The 18,063-nt window shown below is 34.7% G+C and carries 17 protein-coding genes; all 17 read left to right on the top strand.

Features of this window, described 5'->3' with window-relative positions; all coding sequences use genetic code 11:
• Positions 1–23: 23 nt before the first annotated feature.
• The 17 genes from QWY86_RS02210 (at position 24) to QWY86_RS02130 (ending at position 17,922) form a co-directional block, all read left to right on the top strand.
• Complete coding sequence (locus QWY86_RS02210) at positions 24–1,256, top strand: cytochrome c oxidase subunit II transmembrane domain-containing protein (RefSeq protein ID WP_290238222.1); 1,233 nt, start codon at positions 24–26, stop codon at positions 1,254–1,256.
• A gap of 23 nt (positions 1,257–1,279) precedes the next feature.
• Entirely contained in the window at positions 1,280–3,160 is a 1,881-nt protein-coding gene (locus tag QWY86_RS02205; RefSeq protein ID WP_290238219.1) for a cytochrome c oxidase subunit I, read from the top strand.
• An 80-nt stretch (positions 3,161–3,240) separates the two neighbouring features.
• A complete protein-coding gene (locus QWY86_RS02200; RefSeq protein WP_290238217.1) occupies positions 3,241–4,293 on the top strand; it encodes a COX15/CtaA family protein in 1,053 nt (350 codons plus the stop codon).
• A 12-nt stretch (positions 4,294–4,305) separates the two neighbouring features.
• Entirely contained in the window at positions 4,306–5,214 is a 909-nt protein-coding gene (cyoE, locus tag QWY86_RS02195) for a heme o synthase (RefSeq protein WP_290238215.1), read from the top strand.
• A gap of 18 nt (positions 5,215–5,232) precedes the next feature.
• The gene (locus QWY86_RS02190) at positions 5,233–5,799 is read left to right on the top strand and encodes a cytochrome c oxidase subunit 3 (RefSeq protein WP_290238212.1); all 567 of its coding nucleotides are present in this window, start codon (positions 5,233–5,235) and stop codon (positions 5,797–5,799) included.
• A gap of 31 nt (positions 5,800–5,830) precedes the next feature.
• A complete protein-coding gene (locus QWY86_RS02185; RefSeq protein ID WP_290238210.1) occupies positions 5,831–6,538 on the top strand; it encodes a cytochrome c oxidase subunit 3 in 708 nt (235 codons plus the stop codon).
• Positions 6,539–6,558: 20 nt separating this feature from the next.
• Complete coding sequence (locus tag QWY86_RS02180) at positions 6,559–6,906, top strand: cytochrome C oxidase subunit IV family protein (RefSeq protein ID WP_290238208.1); 348 nt, start codon at positions 6,559–6,561, stop codon at positions 6,904–6,906.
• Positions 6,906–7,604: an SCO family protein gene (locus QWY86_RS02175; RefSeq protein ID WP_290238206.1), complete on the top strand. Its 699-nt coding sequence runs from the start codon at positions 6,906–6,908 to the stop codon at positions 7,602–7,604. Before QWY86_RS02180 ends, QWY86_RS02175 begins: the two co-directional genes overlap by 1 nt.
• Before the next feature lie 26 nt (positions 7,605–7,630).
• On the top strand, positions 7,631–8,173 hold the full coding sequence (locus QWY86_RS02170) for a DUF420 domain-containing protein (protein WP_290238204.1): 543 nt from the start codon (positions 7,631–7,633) through the stop codon (positions 8,171–8,173).
• 293 nt (positions 8,174–8,466) lie between these two features.
• A complete protein-coding gene (locus QWY86_RS02165) occupies positions 8,467–11,844 on the top strand; it encodes a SusC/RagA family TonB-linked outer membrane protein (RefSeq protein WP_290238202.1) in 3,378 nt (1,125 codons plus the stop codon).
• 14 nt (positions 11,845–11,858) lie between these two features.
• Positions 11,859–13,433, top strand: coding sequence for a RagB/SusD family nutrient uptake outer membrane protein (locus tag QWY86_RS02160; protein WP_290238200.1), 1,575 nt, complete (start codon positions 11,859–11,861; stop codon positions 13,431–13,433).
• A gap of 2 nt (positions 13,434–13,435) precedes the next feature.
• Positions 13,436–14,341: a zinc-binding metallopeptidase gene (locus QWY86_RS02155; protein ID WP_290238199.1), complete on the top strand. Its 906-nt coding sequence runs from the start codon at positions 13,436–13,438 to the stop codon at positions 14,339–14,341.
• Positions 14,342–14,352: 11 nt separating this feature from the next.
• Positions 14,353–15,162 carry a DUF4302 domain-containing protein gene (locus tag QWY86_RS02150; protein WP_290238198.1) on the top strand — a complete coding sequence of 270 codons (810 nt, stop codon included), beginning with the start codon at positions 14,353–14,355 and terminating at the stop codon, positions 15,160–15,162.
• Positions 15,163–15,514: 352 nt separating this feature from the next.
• Entirely contained in the window at positions 15,515–15,922 is a 408-nt protein-coding gene (locus QWY86_RS02145; RefSeq protein WP_290238197.1) for a hypothetical protein, read from the top strand.
• Between the two features lies 1 nt (position 15,923).
• On the top strand, positions 15,924–16,322 hold the full coding sequence (locus tag QWY86_RS02140; protein ID WP_290238196.1) for a DUF983 domain-containing protein: 399 nt from the start codon (positions 15,924–15,926) through the stop codon (positions 16,320–16,322).
• 34 nt (positions 16,323–16,356) lie between these two features.
• A complete protein-coding gene (locus QWY86_RS02135; protein ID WP_290238195.1) occupies positions 16,357–17,019 on the top strand; it encodes a DUF2461 domain-containing protein in 663 nt (220 codons plus the stop codon).
• A gap of 63 nt (positions 17,020–17,082) precedes the next feature.
• Complete coding sequence (locus tag QWY86_RS02130) at positions 17,083–17,922, top strand: OmpA/MotB family protein (protein ID WP_290238194.1); 840 nt, start codon at positions 17,083–17,085, stop codon at positions 17,920–17,922.
• Positions 17,923–18,063: the final 141 nt, after the last annotated feature.

Here is an 18,063-nt window from a genome sequence, read left to right as displayed (position 1 = left end):
TACAGCGTACTACTTTTAAGAAAATGAGTTTAAGAAAGTTTATCACGAATAAAACGACCGCAGCTTTAGCAGTATTACTTACTGTTTTTGCTAACACGAGCGTATTTGCGCAAGATGCAGCAGCAGGTGCTGCCGCGGCACCGAAAGTTGATATGGGAGAAGTTTATAAATCAGTAATTTTTTATGTACTGGTATTTCTTGCTATATGTTTATTCATTGCAATTGTGGGTAAAGCCATCAGAGTTTATGAATTAAGCCGCGAAGCACAAGGTAAACCTGTAGGTATTAACTGGAACAGAGTACACGCAAGCTTATTTGCATTGTTCTTAGTTTTAGGATTGTATGGTGTATATTGGGAATATACAGTTCATGGAGCGATGTTATTACCAGATGCAGCTTCAGTGCACGGAAAACGTATTGATGAAATGTTTAATTTAACATTAATCATTACCACGATTGTATTCGTTGTTACGCATATCTTATTGTTTGGATTTTCTTATTTATACAAATACTCTGCAAAAAGAAAAGCTTATTATTACCCACACAATAATACAATTGAAAAAATCTGGACAATTGTTCCGGCGTTAGTTTTAACTGTTTTAGTGTTAATGGGTTTCTTAACATGGAGATCAATTTTCTACAAAGTTGAAGATCCTAATAACAAGCCACTGCAAATCGAAGTAACTTCTGAACAGTTTAAATGGTCTATCCGTTACCCAGGAGCTGATGGTGTAGTAGGTTCTAAAAATTATAAGTTAACTACAGCTTCGAATACTTTAGGTATTGATTTTAAGGATTTAAAATCACGTGATGATTTAATGGCAGACGAAATGGTTATCCCTGTAGGAAAATCTGTTAAGTTACTATTAATGAGTAAAGATGTAATCCACAGTTTTTACATGCCACACTTTAGAGTACAATTAAACACTGTACCAGGTATGCAAACCATCTTTGAATTTACACCTACCATCACAACTGCAGAGATGCAGCAGAAAACTAACGATCCAAATTTCAAATATTTATTCTATTGCGCAAAAATTTGCGGTTCTGGTCACTACAACATGCAGAAAGTTGTACGTGTAGTATCTCAGAAGGAATATGATGAGTGGATTGCAGAGCAAAAACCTTACTTAAACGATGATTTAAGAAAACAATTTAATTTGCCTGTGGCACCTGCACCTGTTGAATCGGGTTCAGACTCAACAACTACAGATTCTGCAGCTGTTGCAACTAACCAAATGGCTTTAAATAAATAATATACCGAAGAGCGAAAAGAATTATGTCAACAATAGCATTACACGACGAACACAATCACGATCACGCTGATCACGGGCACCATAAGGAGACTTTGATATCAAAGTACATCTTCAGTATGGACCACAAAATGATTGCGAAGCAATTTTTGGTAACCGGTATTATTATGGCGGTTATTGCAATGGGTTTATCAATCTTATTCCGTATTCAATTAGCATGGCCTGATAAAAACTTCCCATTTTTAGAAACATTTTTAGGTAAATGGGCAGAAGGTGGTCGTATTAAATCTGATTTTTACTTAGCCTTAGTGACCATTCACGGTACCATCATGGTATTCTTCGTATTAACGGCAGGTTTAAGTGGTACCTTTAGTAACTTATTAATTCCATTACAAATTGGAGCAAGGGACATGGCATCGCCATTCTTAAACATGCTTTCATACTGGTTCTTCTTTACTGCCTGTGTGATTATGATGGCTTCATTCTTTATCCAAACAGGGCCAGCATCGGGTGGTTGGACGGTTTATCCGCCGCTATCAGCATTGCCAACTGCAATTCCGGGTTCTGGTATGGGTATGACAATGTGGTTAATCAGTATGGTACTTTTCGTAGCATCATCATTAATGGGTGGTATTAACTATGTTAGTACAATCTTAAACATGCGTACTAAAGGTATGGACCTATGGAAAATGCCTTTAACTATCTGGGCATTCTTCTTAACCGCTATCTTGGGTATTTTATCATTCCCTGTATTAGTTGCAGGTGTGGTATTATTAGTTTTCGATAGAAGTTTTGGAACAAGTTTCTACCTTTCTGATATCGTAATGGGAACTAATGTATTGCCAAACGAAGGCGGTTCACCAATTTTATGGCAACACTTATTCTGGTTCTTAGGTCACCCTGAGGTTTACATCGTAATTATGCCAGCTTTAGGTATTTCATCAGAAGTTATCTCAGTAAATTCACGTAAACCAATTTTCGGTTACCATGCGATGGTTTACTCTTTAATCGGTATTACTGTACTTTCGTTCATCGTTTGGGGTCACCATATGTTTGTAACAGGCATGAATCCATTGTTGGGTGGCGTATTCATGATTACAACCTTAATTATTGCGGTTCCTTCAGCAGTAAAAACTTTTAACTACTTGGCAACACTATGGAGAGGTAATATTCGTTTCACTCCTGCAATGTTGTTTGCAATTGGTTTAGTTTCATTCTTTATCTCAGGTGGTTTAACTGGATTATTCTTAGGAAACGCATCATTGGATATTAACTTACACGATACTTACTTCGTAGTTGCCCACTTCCACTTAGTAATGGGTTCTGCGGCTATTTTTGGTATGCTTGCAGGTGTTTACCACTGGTATCCAAAAATGTTTGGTAGAATGATGAATGCCAAATTAGGTTATTTACACTTTTGGTTAACATTCATTGCAGCTTATTTAGTATTCTTCCCTTTACACTTTTTAGGTTTAGATGGTGTTCCACGTCGTTACTATGCTTTCACCGAATTCGAATTCATGAAAAAATGGTTAACGGTTAACGTGTTCGTTACATGGGCGGCTATTATGGCTGCATTGGCTCAGGTAGCTTTCTTATGGAACTTCTTCTATTCAATCTATAAAGGTAAGGTTGCACCTCAAAATCCTTGGGAATCAAATACCTTAGAGTGGACAGCACCAGTAGAGCATATCCACGGTAACTGGCCAGGAGAAATTCCTACAGTTTACAGATGGCCATACGATTACAGTAAACCTGGTCATGAAGAAGATTTCATTCCTCAAACTGTTCCTTTCTCTCAAACAATGAGGTCGAATTTACCTCACGATTTTGAAGGAAATACCGAAGCAGAAAAAATTCAACAAGATTGGGAAACTGCCAATCCTGTGACAGAAAATAAGGGCTAGTTAGATAGCTTTAACAAAATTTTAAAGGGTATCTGATTAAGTTTCTGCTTATCCGGATACCCTTTTATCTTAATATAGATATGATCAATAGATCAGAACAACGTTTTATCAGAATAAACTTAATAACCATTATCGTTACGTTATTGGTTATACTTGCCGGTGGTATTGTTCGCAGTACAGGTTCAGGCATGGGTTGTCCTGATTGGCCGAAATGTTTTGACAGGTATATTCCACCTACTGATGTATCTCAATTGCCAGCTAATTACAAAGAGAAATATGTAGCCGGCAGAATTAAGAAGAATGAGAAGTTTGCCAAATACCTGGAAAGTATGGGCAAAAAAGAATTGGCAGATAGCATCAGGCATGATAAAAATATTACTGTGCCAGAAGAGTTTAATCCTGCCAAAACCTGGACGGAATATATAAATAGACTAGCTGGCGCTTTGGCTGGTATATTCCTATTGCTTACCGTAATTTGTTCATTGGTATATAAGAAAACAGCAAAGCGAATTATTGTACTTAGCATTGTAAACATATTGGTTGTTGGCTACCAGGCGTGGTTAGGTTCTATTGTTGTATCAACTAATTTAGCTCAGTGGGTAGTAACCGTTCACATGCTTTTGGCTTTGGTTATTTTAGCAATCTCGATTTATACATATAGCTATGCTAAACAGCTACATAAAGAGCCTTCGGTTATCATGTATCGCATTGCGTGGTTAAAAGGATTTTTATTTTTTACTCTTGCGGTAAGTATTGCACAGATTATTTTAGGTACTGAGGTTAGAGAAGCGATAGATGTTATTGCGAAATCCCTTGCAGCTAGAAACACTTGGGTTTCTAAAGTAAATGGCATCTTTTCATATCATCGGGATTTTGCCATACTTGTAGTTATTGCAAATGGTGTTATTTACAAAATGGTAATCGATAGGTTTAGTGGAAAAGCTGCGCCATTATTAACAGCAAGATTTATCTTACTAACTTTGGCGATACAGATGCTTAGCGGATTTGCATTGGCATATCTATCTTTACCACCAGTTGCGCAAGCATTGCATATTTTGTTTTCTACATTGCTATTTAGTTTACAATTCTATTTGTATTTGTTGGTTTATCGAACAAAAACATATAAACAATAATAATAAAGAAAATTGAAGCAGTTTTTCTCAGATTTTTCAAAACTTGTTAAGTTCAGGCTATCGTTTACGGTAGTGTTTTCTGCATCAATTTCATTTCTAATTGGTCAGAAAATGCAGGTTGGCAGAGGGCATATTCCTTCTATTGACTGGCAGAACTGGCTAATTTTAATTGCGGGTGGATTTTTGGTTACTGCTGCTGCAAATTGCTTTAACGAAATTATTGAAGTTGACTTGGATAAGTTAATGACCAGAACGAAAGATAGACCAATGCCTGCCGGAAGAATGACTACTGGGCAAGGTTTGGTTTTAGGAGTATTTATGGCTTTTTTAGGAACATGGCTTTTGGGGCACCTTAACTTAGAAACCGGCTTACTATCCGTTTTTTCTATCTTACTTTACGCTTTTGCTTATACGCCTTTAAAACGTAAGTCTCCAATAGCAGTTTTTGTTGGTGCAATACCAGGCGCTTTACCGCCACTAATCGGATATTTGGCAGCCTTCGGAAGTTTAAAGTCCGATTTGTTTTTAGATATTGATTATAAGATAGCACTAATATTATTCTTGATCCAATTTGTTTGGCAGTTTCCACATTTCTGGGCTATAGCATGGGTTTTGGATGATGATTATAAAAAAGCTGGTTTTAGATTATTACCGACTAAGAAAAGAGATAAAATATCAGCATTGTTAACTTTCATTAGTACAATTATTTTAATTCCGATTAGTTTACTGCCAACATTTTACGGTTTCGGAGGTTATTTTATAGCAGGAATTTCAATTATTGCAGGTTTAATTTTTAGCTATTTAGCTTTTAAATTATTAACCAACAGAGAACTTGTTGATGCAAAGAAAGTTATGTTCTGTTCCTTTTTTTATATTCCGGCTGTACAGTTGGTTTTATTATTTGATTTTATTGCAAAATAATTATTTATGATTTTAACAATGGAAAATACACAAGATATATTCGACCCAAGGCCAAAGAAATTTATTGTCTGGCTTTTCGTCGTTTCATCTACCATTATGTTCGGGGGCTTTACCAGTTATTATTTGGTTTTTGCTGCCTCCAAAGGTAAAGGGCATGGTTTAGTTTTACCAGATGCTTTTATCTACAGCACACTAATAATCATTGCCAGTAGCATCACCTTAACGTTAGCATCAAGAGCTTTAAGAAAATTAAATTTTCAGCTGCAACGCAAAATGTTATGGTTCACCATGATTTTAGCTTTCGGTTTTGGCTTTATGCAATTTGTAGCATGGGGTAGCATGGTCAAAACTGGTGCAACCCTGGTTGGAAATAACGCCGCTATATCATTTATTTATGTTGTACCATTAATGCACTTATTTCACATTCTTGCGGGTTTAGGTTTTATAATCAGCAGTTTAGTTGGTAGCTACAAGAATATTCCTTTAGCCAAAAATAAGTTCCGTATGGAAATAACCTCTATTTTTTGGCATTTTATAGATATATTATGGATATATCTGTATGTTTTTTTACTTTTGAACCGTTAAATTTGTTAACAAACTATTATACTATTTCCAAATGAATTCAGTATCACAATTAGATCACGTTAAAACAGGACCATGGAGTGGTGGTCGTTCGCCTTGGTCGGTGGAATATGGTAAAATCATGATGTGGTTTTTCCTCTTATCAGATGCTTTTACATTTTCTTCGCTGTTGATATACTACGGTGCTCAGCGTTTTTCCAAATTAACATGGCCTGATCCTGATTTGGTATTTCAATCAATTCCTGGTGTTGTTGATGAAGGTGCGCCATTAGTATTCGTGGGTATCATGACATTCATTTTGATTATGAGTTCGGTAACTATGGTATTGGCAGTAGAAGCTGGTCACAGAAATTCTAAAAAAGAAGTTATTGGCTGGATGATTGCTACGATTATCGGCGGTTTCATGTTCCTGGGCTGTCAAGCTTTAGAATGGACACACCTATTCCATGAAGGTTTTGGATGGGGTAAAATTCCTCCAATGGAAACTTTAAAACATTTATTTTCTGGTGATGTTTCTTTAGTTTCAGCTCAACAGTTTTCAAACTTGTTCTTTACCATTACTGGTTTCCACGGTTTTCACGTATTTAGTGGTGTTGTAATTAACATCATCATCTTAATCATGACAATAAACGGAACTTTTGAGAAAAGAGGCCATTATCTAATGGTAGAAAAAGTTGGTCTATACTGGCACTTCGTAGATTTAGTATGGGTGTTTGTATTTACATTCTTCTATTTGGTTTAATTAAATTATAAGATATTATTATGTCAGAAAATCACGCACATACAGAAGGTCATGATGAACATGGTGGCCTAACCAAAGGAAAAATCTGGAAGGTTTTTGGAATATTATTGTTAATTACTGTAATTGAATTTATTATAGCACTTTGGGTTTTACCAAAAGGTTATATGTCTCACGGGGTAGGTAACTTTGTTTATATTGCATTAACCTTATTAAAGGCGTTTTACATTGTTGCATATTTTATGCACCTTAAATACGAAAAACTCGGATTGCAGCTTTCGCTAACGGTAACATTTATCTTTATTATTTACTTTTTAGTTTTAATGCTGATTGAAGGTGGTTTCTTATTCCACCATACTCCAAATTTTTAATGAAAAAATTTTCAATAAAGAAAACATTAATCCTGGTAAGCATACTAGCTATACCGGGATTTTTGTTTTTTTACTTGTTGCCTCAGTTTGCGAAAAACAGATATAAGACCTTACCAATATTTGGAGATAAAGTAATTGCTTCTACATTTCATTCAGTAAAAGGTAAAAAAGTACCCGATACAATTTATCACACTGTTCAGAATTTCAGTTTAGTAAACCAAGAGAACGAAACAATAAATTGGGTTCCTTTAAAGGATAAAATCATTGTTTTAAATCTCTTTTATAAGTCCAGTCCTGTTAAGGAAATTAATGCCAACATACAAAAGATTGAAGAAGGATATCAGAGAAATCCTTTAATCCGTTTTTTAAGCCTTTCTGTTGATCCATTTGACAATCCGGCTAATCTTAAGCCCTTGGCTGAGTCCTTAAAAGCTAAACCAGGCAAATGGGATTTTTTGAGTGGCGATACACTTCAAACTTATCCTTTCATACGTCAAAGTTTGTTGTTGGATATGATTTATCATAAGCAAGATGGAAAGTCTAAATTTATTTATGGAAACCAAATTCTTCTCATAGATAACCACAGAAGAATTCGTGGGTATTACGAGGCCACAAATGCTGAAGCTTTATCTAAACTGGATGATGAAATTAAAGTTTTAGTAGCTGAGGATTTGAGAAATATTAAAGACGGAAGATAATAGAAATTAATTTTTTGATAAAACCAATGAATGATAATTCAATAGAAAAAAAATACAATAAGTGGATTATTGTTTTATCTATCGCGATACCGCTTGTAGTTGCACTTTTGTTTGGTGTAAATTTAAGGAAGTTGGGTTATGATGTAAAACCACTTAGTTTTTTACCACCAATATATGCGGCAGTAAATGGCTTAACCGCAATAGTTTTAGTGATGGCCGTTTCAGCAATAAAAAATGGCAAGCGTAAGCGTCACGAAAATCTGATGAAGTTTGCGATTTGCTTGTCAGTTGCTTTCCTCGCGATGTACGTAGCCTACCACATGACGGCTGATAGTACAAAATTCGGAGGAACCGGTGCAATTAGATATATATATTATTTTATTCTGATAACACATATTTGTCTGTCTGTTATAATAATACCTTTCGTTTTATTTACGTACGTAAGAGCCCTTGCAGAGAAATTTGATAAACACAGGAAGCTGGCAAGAATTACCTACCCAATGTGGTTATATGTTGCTGTAACTGGTGTTATTGTTTACCTTATGATATCACCTTACTATCAGCATTAAAATTAAAGTATTAATAAGATTGTAAGAGCCTCTGAATATTCAGAGGCTTTTTTGGTTGTTGAAAAAATCCTATCTTCTACTTTAAAAGAATGTATTTATGCCAACTCAAAAATTTAAATCTAAATATTTAGAGGTATATGGAATAAAATTATATTTTTGAAAAAAAATTGTCCCCTTATAATTTTATTAACTAACTATTTATTTTTTAGTCGCTCTTAATTCGCTTACCCTTTTATTGGGCTGGCCATCCTGTTTTATTTAGCTTCTGCTTAAACAAAAATTAACCAATTTCTATGCAGAAAATCTACAACCAGTTTGTAGTAAGATTGCGGTATGGTCTACTCGGGTTGCTTTACTTATTCACTCTTACTACTACAAATGCTTATGCATCAACTAAGTACAACAATTATGCGGATTTCAGAATTAAACAAGAAATTTTAGTCAAAGGGCAGGTAACTGATAAGAAGGATGGAAATCCCATGCCCGGTGTCAGCATTAGAGAAAAGGGTGCGAAAAATGCAGTTTCTACGAATGGTGACGGTGAATATCAAATTAAGGTGAAAGATGATGCTATTTTAGTTGTTTCTTCAGTTGGCTATAAAAGCATCGAAATATCTGTTAATGGTAGATCGACAATTAATATCTCGCTTCAGGATGATGCCAATCAATTAAATGAAATTGTAATAACCGGTATGGGTACAAAGGTGGATAAAAGAACATTTACAGGAGCTACCTCAAACCTAAAAGTTACTGATGCTGAAATTGGCGGCTTGCCTGATCCAAGTAGGATGTTAGATGGTAGAGTAGCTGGAGTTGTTGTACAAAACACAACGGGAACCTTTGGTACTGCGCCTAAGATTAGAGTTCGTGGAGCAACCTCAATTTTTGGAAGTTCAAAACCACTTTGGGTTGTTGATGGTGTAATTTTAGAAGATGTGGCAGATGTAAGTTCTGATGCACTTTCATCTGGAGATGCATTAACATTAATCAGTTCTGCTGTTGGTGGTTTAAACTCAAATGATATTGAATCTTTCCAAGTTTTAAAAGATGGTGCAGCAACCTCAATATACGGTGCCAAAGGTATGGGAGGCGTTATCGTAATCACAACAAAGAGAGGCAAAAATGGAGTTAGTTCGTTAAATTATGTTTCTGAATTAACAACTCGTGCTACTCCATCGTACAATAACTACAACATCATGAACTCGCAAGAGCAAATGGGGGTTTATCAAATGTTGGAACAGAGAGGATGGTTAAACAATTCTAGTGTATCAAACGCAGCGAGTAGTGGTGTTTATGGCAAAATGTTTCAATTAATTAATTCTGGTCAGCTGTTAAATACTGAAGCGGCAAAAAATGCCTATTTAAGAGAGGCTGAATACAGAAATACAGATTGGTTTAATGAGTTATTTAGTACAAATATTGCTCAGAACCATTCTGTGAGTATAACTTCAGGTTCGGAGAAGGCTCAATATTATGCCTCCTTAAGTGCTATTACTGATCCAGGATGGTCAAAGCAAAGCAAATTTAAACGATATACTGCAAATTTTAATGCTACATATAATCTTCGAAACAATTTAAAGCTAACACTTTTATCAAATGGTTCTTACAGAGATCAAAGAGCTCCAGGTACATTAGGACAATCAACTGATGTTGTTTTTGGTACAGTTGGTCGTGATTTTGATATTAACCCTTTCTCTTACGCATTAAATTCATCAAGAACATTAGATCCCAAAGAAACATATACAAGAAATTATGCTCCATTCAACATTTTGAAAGAGATGGAAAATAATTACATGGATGTAAATGTTGCAGATGTTAAATTTCAAGGCGAATTAAAATGGAAGGCATTAAAAACCCTGGATTTCGGATTTTTAGCTTCTACTAGATATCAGCAAACATCTCAACAGCACTACATTAAAGACGAGTCTAACCAAGCAATGGCTTACAGAGCAATGGGCACAACTATTATAAGAGATGCTAATCCATATTTATACACAGATCCGAGTATTTTATATGCAGTACCAGTAACTATTCTACCAGCTGGTGGTATATATAATCGTACAGACTACAAAATGACGAGTGATGATTTCCGCTTTACCGCTCAATATAACGAAACTTTCGCCGAAAAACATACAGTTGATTTTGTAACTGGTTCTACATTAAGCTCTATTACCAGAAACAATAATTGGAATAGGGGTTGGGGTTTGCAATATGGATTAGGAGAAATTCCATTTACCGATTACCGTATATTCAAAAGAGCTTCAGAAGAAAATACTGAATATTTTAGAGTTGGCAATACCCGAAGTAAAGAGGTTGCATTCTTCGGTGAAGGTGCTTATACTTTTGATAATAAATATACCATCAAAGCTACTGGTAGATATGAAGGAAGCAATCGTTTAGGTAAATCTAGAACAGCTAGATGGTTACCTACATGGAGTGTATCCGGTCTTTGGAATGTAATGCAGGAAGACTTTTTCCAAAAGCTGAATACACCATTCTCCAGTTTAACATTTAAAGGATCCTATGGTTTATCGGCAAATAGAGGACCAAGTTATGTAACAAATTCTCAGGCAATTTATTCGAGTTATAACCCATGGAGACCAACAGCTGCAGATAGAGAAACAGGTTTAGAACTAGATGATTTAGAGAATTCGGAGTTAACCTACGAGAAAAAACATGAATTAAATTTAGGTACTAGCTTTAGCTTATTCAAAAATAGATTAGCTGTTGATGTCGATTATTACAAGAGAAATAATTTTGATTTAATTGGGATAGTAAATACGCAGGGATTAGGTGGGGAAATTACTAAATATGGTAATGTGGCTGATATGAAATCTAGCGGTATCGAAGTAAGTATTGCCGGAACACTTCTAAAAAAAGGTAATTTCTCATGGACATCTAACTTTATCTACACCCACGCTACAAATAAAATAACTCAATCTGAAAATAATGCTAGAGTAATTGATTTAATTACCGGCAGGGGCTATGGTTTGGAAGGTTATGCTGCACGCTCTTTATTCTCTATTCCATTTGTAGGCTTGCAAAGTGATGGATTGCCACGTTTCACTAATAGCGATGGTTCTACAACTGTTTCTGGAGTTTATCTTCAAAATAGAGACAAAGTAGATTTCTTAAAATATGAAGGAACCTTGGAACCTACCCATTTAGGAAGCTTTGGGAATATTTTCGCTTACAAAGCATTTAAATTAAATGTTTTTGTAACCTACTCATATGGCAACGTTGTTCGTTTAGATCCAGCATTTAAAACAGGATATACAGATTTGGATGCCAATACAAGAGAATTTTTTGATGCCTGGACGGTACCTGGTGATGAGTTGAAAACTAACATACCAGTAATTTTAGATTCCAGGTATTTAAGAAACGATGCTAATTATAGAATCGCATACAATTCTTATAATTATTCTACAGCAAATGTGGCTAAAGGTGATTTTGTAAGATTAAAAGATATATCACTATCCTATGATTTTCCAAAAAATGGGCTTGCAAAAATTGGAATTTCGGCAGCAAGCTTACGTTTAAATGCCACAAATTTATGGCTTATATATGCTGATAGGCAATTAAACGGTCAGGATCCGGAATTTGTAAATGCCGGCGGTGTGGCTCTGCCAATTCCAAAACAATACACATTGACTTTAAGAGTTGGATTTTAATTATTGAATTGAAAATGAAAAACAAATATTTATTTATAGCCATTAGTGCAATTACAATCTTAAGTATTTCTTCATGTAAAAAATACCTTGATGAATTGCCAGATAATAGAGCAGAGCTAGATAATACGGAAAAAATTTCCAAAATGTTAGTGTCTGCCTATCCTCAAAATTCTTACGTTTTAGCAACTGAATTATCATCCGATAACGTGGATGATTACGGAGAATCAAATCCTTACAGCGATAGAATTAGTCAGCAGTTATTTAAATGGGAAGATGTAACTGAAACTTCTAATGATGGAATAGACAGATTGTGGGGTTCTTGCTATGGCGCTATAGCTAGCGCTAATGCCGCGTTATCTGCTATAGAAGCGCAAGGAAATCCAACTTCGCTTTCGGCACAAAGAGGTGAAGCATTGGTAGCAAGAGCTTACGGCCACTTTATTTTGGTAAATGTATTTGCTCAACATTATTCTCCAAATAAATCTGCAACTGATTTAGGCGTAACCTATATGACCAAATCTGAAACAACTCTTAATCCAAAATATCAACGAAACACTGTGGCAGAAGTTTACGGTTTTATGATTAAGGATATTGAAGAAGGTTTACCATTAATTAATGATGCATCATATTCAAATGCAAATGCGGCAAAATATCATTTTAACAAATCTGCGGCAAATGCATTTGCCGCAAGATTATTTCTTTACAAAGGAGATTGGGCAAAAGCGGTAAATTATTCTTCTGCTGCATTTAATAATTCGCCATCAGCCTATTTAAGAGATTGGACAACACTTTCAAGTTTTAGTGCAGTTTTTGCCAATATGACCAGAGAATACAATTCTAGTAATATCAAGGCAAATTTCTTAATTAGTACACCAGCATCGGCCATAGGTACTATTTTTGGAAACTATTTTACAGGTAGTAGATATTCTCACGGTGCATACATCGCAGGAAGAGAAACACTTCTATCAGCTACCCCGCATGGTATTACAAATGCTGGATATAGAATTCGTACATACACATATTCTGGAGCTAATTTGGATAAAGTGCTCTTGCCACATGCCTCCTATCAGTTTGAATATACAGATCCTGTTGCGGGCATAGGCTATGCTCATGGCGTGTTTACACCATTCACCGCCGAAGAAGCTCTTTTAACGCGGGCTGAAGCAAACATTCATTTGAAAAATTACTCAGCCGCTATCGCCGATATGCAACTTTTCGTTAATAATACCTACAATACAAATCCTGTTTTAACTGAGGTAATGATTAACACCTGGGCCAATGGACGAGCATATTCAACTGCAGCAGTATCTACAGGTAAAAAGAAATTTAACTCTGAATATGCAATAGAAGCCGGAACACAAGAAAATATGCTCCATGCAGTTCTGTTTTATAGAAGAGTAGAAACACTACATACCGGTTTACGCTGGTTCGATGTGAAACGTTATGGTATAGAAATAACCAGAAGAACAATCGTTTCAAATACGGTTGGGCCTATTAGTACTAACACTTTAAGTGTAAGAGACAATAGACGTGCCTTGCAATTACCACAGGATGTTATAAGTTCAGGTTTAACTGCTAATCCAAGATAATTATGAAATACAATAAAATTTATTTACTTATTATTTCAAGCGTATTGATTACAAGCGCTTGTAAAAAGGAAAAATTAGATTCAAACAGCGTTTTTGTTGATTCATCAACGGAGAAAAATCCATTAGATAATTACATTTATAACAATTATATACTGAACTATAATGTAGATATTTTATATAAATACGTAGATAAGGAATCTAATTTGAATTATAATTTGGTGCCGGCAAGTTATAATAGTTCTATTCGTTTAACCAAATTATTTAAGTATTTAGGTTTCGAGCCTTATGATGATGTAACAGGAAGCAAGGCTTTCATAAAACGCTATTTTCCCAAATTAATCAATTTCATCGGCGAGGCAGCTTATAATAATAACGGTACCCGGATTGTAGGAACTGCAGAAGGTGCAAAGAAAATAACGCTTTATGAAGTAAATGCACTCAATGCTACAACAGGTATTAATGCCGAATTTTTAACGGATAGCTATTTTCATACTATTCATCATGAGTTTCAGCATATTTTAAATCAAACTACTGATTTTCCTTCCAGTTTTCAAACAATATCAGGAACAGCTTATGTAGATGATGTTTGGAATACCGTTTATCCGAATACTGCAGCAGGGATTGGAGCGGCGATAGCTGCAGGCTTCATTTCTCCTTACGCAAGTAATTCTGCAAAAGAGGATTTTGCTGAATTATTTTCTTTTTATATAACATTATCCGCTACGCAGTTTAATGCAATGCTGAATGTGTCTGGTAGCACTGCTGCAGGTAGAACCATTATCAATAACAAATTAATGCTGGTGAAAAACTATATGCAAACGGTTTGGAATATCGATATGGATGTATTAAGAGCCAATATTGTAAACAGAAAAGCCAATTTAGCCACATTTGATCAGACAACATTATAAGAAATTATACAATGAAAAGAAATTATTTTTTAGTTTTAATATCTGTTGTGCTCTTGTTCGCAGCCTGCGATAAGAAGAAAGACAGAATATTTGAAGATAGCCCAACTATACGTTTAAACGCAGCGGTTAGCCATGCACAAACCATATTAAGAAGTAAACCTAATGGTTGGGTTTTTCAATACTTTCCAGGTGCAGATGCACCCTATGGGGGCGTTAATTTATTTATGAATTTCACAACCCCTACCGATATAAATATGCAGGCTGATTATACAACTGGAAATGTTACCAGCACCTATAAAGTTTATCCTGGCGCTGGACCAATATTAACTTTTGATACCTACAACTCTGTTTTAGATTACTTTGCTTTGCCAGGGAGACTTAGCAATTGGGGAGCTTCTGATATAGGATTGGGAGGAGATATAGAATTTTTAGTAGTAAAGGCTACAGCTGATTCAGTAATTTTAAAAGGAAGAAAAAGAAACAGTACATTAATAATGTTACCTGTTCCTGGTGATGCCGCAGGAGTACCTGCTCTAATTGCCAGGTACCGAACCTCTTTCAACCGTTTTTACAATGCAAACTCTTTCCGCTTTGTAACAGCAACTAAAAGTACATCTTTATCATGGGGCGTTTACAATGGCTTGTTAGCAGGTAGCAGTAACTATTCTTTCAGGCCAACCGATACCGGAATTGCAGGTTTCAAAGAATATAATGTTGATGGGATTACTTTTAAAGAATTGACCTTCAAAGCAGCAAATGCTACCTATCCAAATGGATATTATGCCAATGCTGATGAAAGTTTAAAATTAGTTATTTTATAATAAATGAGAAGGCATAATTAAGCTTCCGGAATATTCGGAAGCCTAAATTTACTTAATTTATGAAAATAATTATTCGCCAAGTATTAGGTATGCTTATGTTTATTTCTAATCATGTATGTTTTCTTTTGATAAGAGAAACACCCATTTATCAATTGCTAAAAGTAACTAGTACTTTAATGGGAACTGTAATTGTGGTATTATGCTTTTGTGATTATCAGTTCAATTATAAAAAATATAGACAGTTCAAGATTTCGCCAAGCTTATTGATTTTATTGAATCTTATTTCTTGGGTTTATGAAGGTTCGTATTTGTTTATAATAATTAATGTGTTTCTATTAATTTTTTTCATTATGTGGAAGAGAAAATTAAGCGGAGAAAAGCTAACACCAGAATATTAGATATTTCTAATAACCCCGCCTTATCAGCGGGGTTTTTTTATGACATAATTTTTGCTACCCCTCACACGTTAAATCTTATATTTGCAAAGATGAAAAAGACATTCACTTTTATCTTATTTTCAATTGCCTGCGTTTTATTTTTTGCAGCAAATGTACAAGCCCAATGCGCTATGTGTACTATTAATGCCGAGCAGGGCGTTAAAAATGGAAATACGCAAGCAGCAGGTTTAAATACTGGTGTTATTTATCTCTTAGTTATCCCTTATTTACTTGCAACTGTTGTTGGTATTATTTGGTATAAGAAATACCGCAAAAAAAATGTACAGCTAAATATGAAGTCAGAACCGCTAAATTTAAATTAGCATGTCTGAAAAAACTTCAAAGCTTTCTGCAATTGTAAAGGCAAAATGTCCTCATTGCCGAAGAGGCAATATTTTTACAGGAAGTATGTATGGTTTCAATATTCAGCATACAAAAGAAGTTTGCTCACATTGTGGTCAACGTGTAGAAATTGAACCTGGTTACTTTTACGCGGCAATGTATGTAAGTTACGCCATGAATGTAATCGAAATGCTTTCAGTTAGCTTTCTAACTTACCTTGCTGTTGGAACGCTTAAAGACGAAAACTTCTGGACTTATTTAATCGCAATATTTAGTGGGTGCTTTATATTTTATCCATTCAATTATAGGTATTCCCGAATCTTATTACTACACATTTTATCACCAAATATAAAGTACAAGCCATATTACGATAATCCGTAATTTTATTATTTATATTTTCTTTTAAGGATTGATTATGCTAAAAAAAGACACACTCATTTTTATTCAAAACGTTGCTGATAACAATAATAGAGAGTGGTTTGCTGAAAATAAACATCGATATGAAGAAGCTAAAGCTGATGCTTTAAATTTAGTTGCTCAAATTATACCAGAACTTTCTAAAATTGATCCGCTTATTTCTCCTGATACTGATCCTAAAAAATCATTAATGAGAATTTATCGCGATGTGCGCTTTAGTAAAAACAAAGATCCGTATAAAAATAATTTTGGAATTTGGTTCTCTGCAAAGAGTAAGGGTGGTAACGAACCTGGCTATTATATACACATTCAACCTGGGAAAAGCTTTTTGGCTGGTGGTTATTGGATGCCAGACGCGGCTCATTTAAAGCTCATCAGACAAGAAATAGATTATAATTTCGGTGATTTTGAAAAAATTATTACGGATAAAGATTTTAAGGACCGATTTAAGCTAGGTTTTAGTAATGCTTTAAAAAATGCACCAAAGGGATACGATCCTTCTGATGCGAATATTGAATTTTTAAAGCTGAAAAGCTTTGAAGCGATAACCCAAATTGCAGACGAAGAATTTTTAAAGCCAACAATCGTTAATAAGTTAATAAGTTCTTTTAAAACGGTTAATCCTTTAGTTGCATTTTTGCGAAATGCATTAGAACAATAATTAATTAAGAAATAAAAAGTTTAATTAATTATCATACTTCTAAATATAAACCAACACACAACAATGAAAAATATTTTTTTAGCTTTTACCACCGTTCTCTTTGCTGCATCACTTACTTCGTGTGTAGTTCTTTCTCCAAAAAAATATAAAGCCTTACTTGGAACTAAAGATTCTCTTTACACAGCTTTTAACGAAGGTTTAATAAAAATTGAAAACCTAGAAAAAGAAGTTGGTAAATTAAAGAAAGATACTGCAATGTTAGGCGATGACTTGCGGGATTTACAGAGCCGTTTTACAGAAACCAATGCTAATTTCAATAAGCTCAAGAATAATAGTTCATCAGAAATAAGCAAGCTCTCAGGTGATTTGGCTGCACGAGAAAAGCGTTTAAAAGAAGTTGAAGAAGTTTTGCGTAAACGAGATGAGGCCACTAATCAACTTAAAGAAAAACTACAACAAGCACTTTTAGGCTTTACAAAAAGTGGGTTAACTGTCGAGATTAAAAATGGAAAGGTTTACGTTTCATTAACGGATAAACTTCTATTTCCATCGGGAAGTATAATTATTGATGAAAAAGGTAAACAAGCCTTAACAGAACTTGCAAAAGTACTGAAGCAACAGCCAGAAATTAATATTTCTGTAGAAGGGCATACCGATAATCAAAAAGTTAATAATTTAGGTCAGATTAAAGATAATTGGGATTTAAGTGTTTTACGCTCAACATCAGTTGTTCGTTTTTTAACTGATAATGAAAAGATAGAAAGTGTGAGAATGACTGCTACTGGTAAAGGAGAATTTCAACCTTTAGGCGCAAATTCATCTGCAGAAGCCAGAAGTAAAAACAGAAGAATAGAAATTGTACTCTCACCTAAGTTGGATGAATTATACAACCTAATAAAATAGATTTCACTTTCTAATGATTAAGCCTTGCAAGTATTGTGAGGCTTTTATTTTTACTGAGAATTTTAAAAAGGTCATTATATTGTTGTTATGCAAAATATATTGACTGTTCGTGTGAGGCCATTTGAGGCTAGGTAAACATTG

Origin of the sequence: Pedobacter aquatilis, assembly GCF_030409415.1 — a bacterium.
GTDB classification, from domain to species: Bacteria; Bacteroidota; Bacteroidia; order Sphingobacteriales; family Sphingobacteriaceae; genus Pedobacter; species Pedobacter aquatilis.
Note: the sequence above shows the minus strand (reverse complement) of the source record. Positions and strands in the feature narration are given on the sequence as shown.

Coding starts and splice junctions, on each gene's coding strand:
- QWY86_RS02185 (WP_290238210.1), top strand. CDS start 5,831: ATGAATTCAGTATCACAATTAGATCACGTTAAAACAGGACCATGGAGT.
- QWY86_RS02135 (WP_290238195.1), top strand. CDS start 16,357: ATGCTAAAAAAAGACACACTCATTTTTATTCAAAACGTTGCTGATAAC.
- QWY86_RS02210 (WP_290238222.1), top strand. CDS start 24: ATGAGTTTAAGAAAGTTTATCACGAATAAAACGACCGCAGCTTTAGCA.
- QWY86_RS02205 (WP_290238219.1), top strand. CDS start 1,280: ATGTCAACAATAGCATTACACGACGAACACAATCACGATCACGCTGAT.
- QWY86_RS02160 (WP_290238200.1), top strand. CDS start 11,859: ATGAAAAACAAATATTTATTTATAGCCATTAGTGCAATTACAATCTTA.
- QWY86_RS02190 (WP_290238212.1), top strand. CDS start 5,233: ATGGAAAATACACAAGATATATTCGACCCAAGGCCAAAGAAATTTATT.
- QWY86_RS02165 (WP_290238202.1), top strand. CDS start 8,467: ATGCAGAAAATCTACAACCAGTTTGTAGTAAGATTGCGGTATGGTCTA.
- QWY86_RS02175 (WP_290238206.1), top strand. CDS start 6,906: ATGAAAAAATTTTCAATAAAGAAAACATTAATCCTGGTAAGCATACTA.
- QWY86_RS02180 (WP_290238208.1), top strand. CDS start 6,559: ATGTCAGAAAATCACGCACATACAGAAGGTCATGATGAACATGGTGGC.
- QWY86_RS02170 (WP_290238204.1), top strand. CDS start 7,631: ATGAATGATAATTCAATAGAAAAAAAATACAATAAGTGGATTATTGTT.
- QWY86_RS02130 (WP_290238194.1), top strand. CDS start 17,083: ATGAAAAATATTTTTTTAGCTTTTACCACCGTTCTCTTTGCTGCATCA.
- QWY86_RS02150 (WP_290238198.1), top strand. CDS start 14,353: ATGAAAAGAAATTATTTTTTAGTTTTAATATCTGTTGTGCTCTTGTTC.
- QWY86_RS02155 (WP_290238199.1), top strand. CDS start 13,436: ATGAAATACAATAAAATTTATTTACTTATTATTTCAAGCGTATTGATT.
- QWY86_RS02200 (WP_290238217.1), top strand. CDS start 3,241: ATGATCAATAGATCAGAACAACGTTTTATCAGAATAAACTTAATAACC.
- QWY86_RS02140 (WP_290238196.1), top strand. CDS start 15,924: ATGTCTGAAAAAACTTCAAAGCTTTCTGCAATTGTAAAGGCAAAATGT.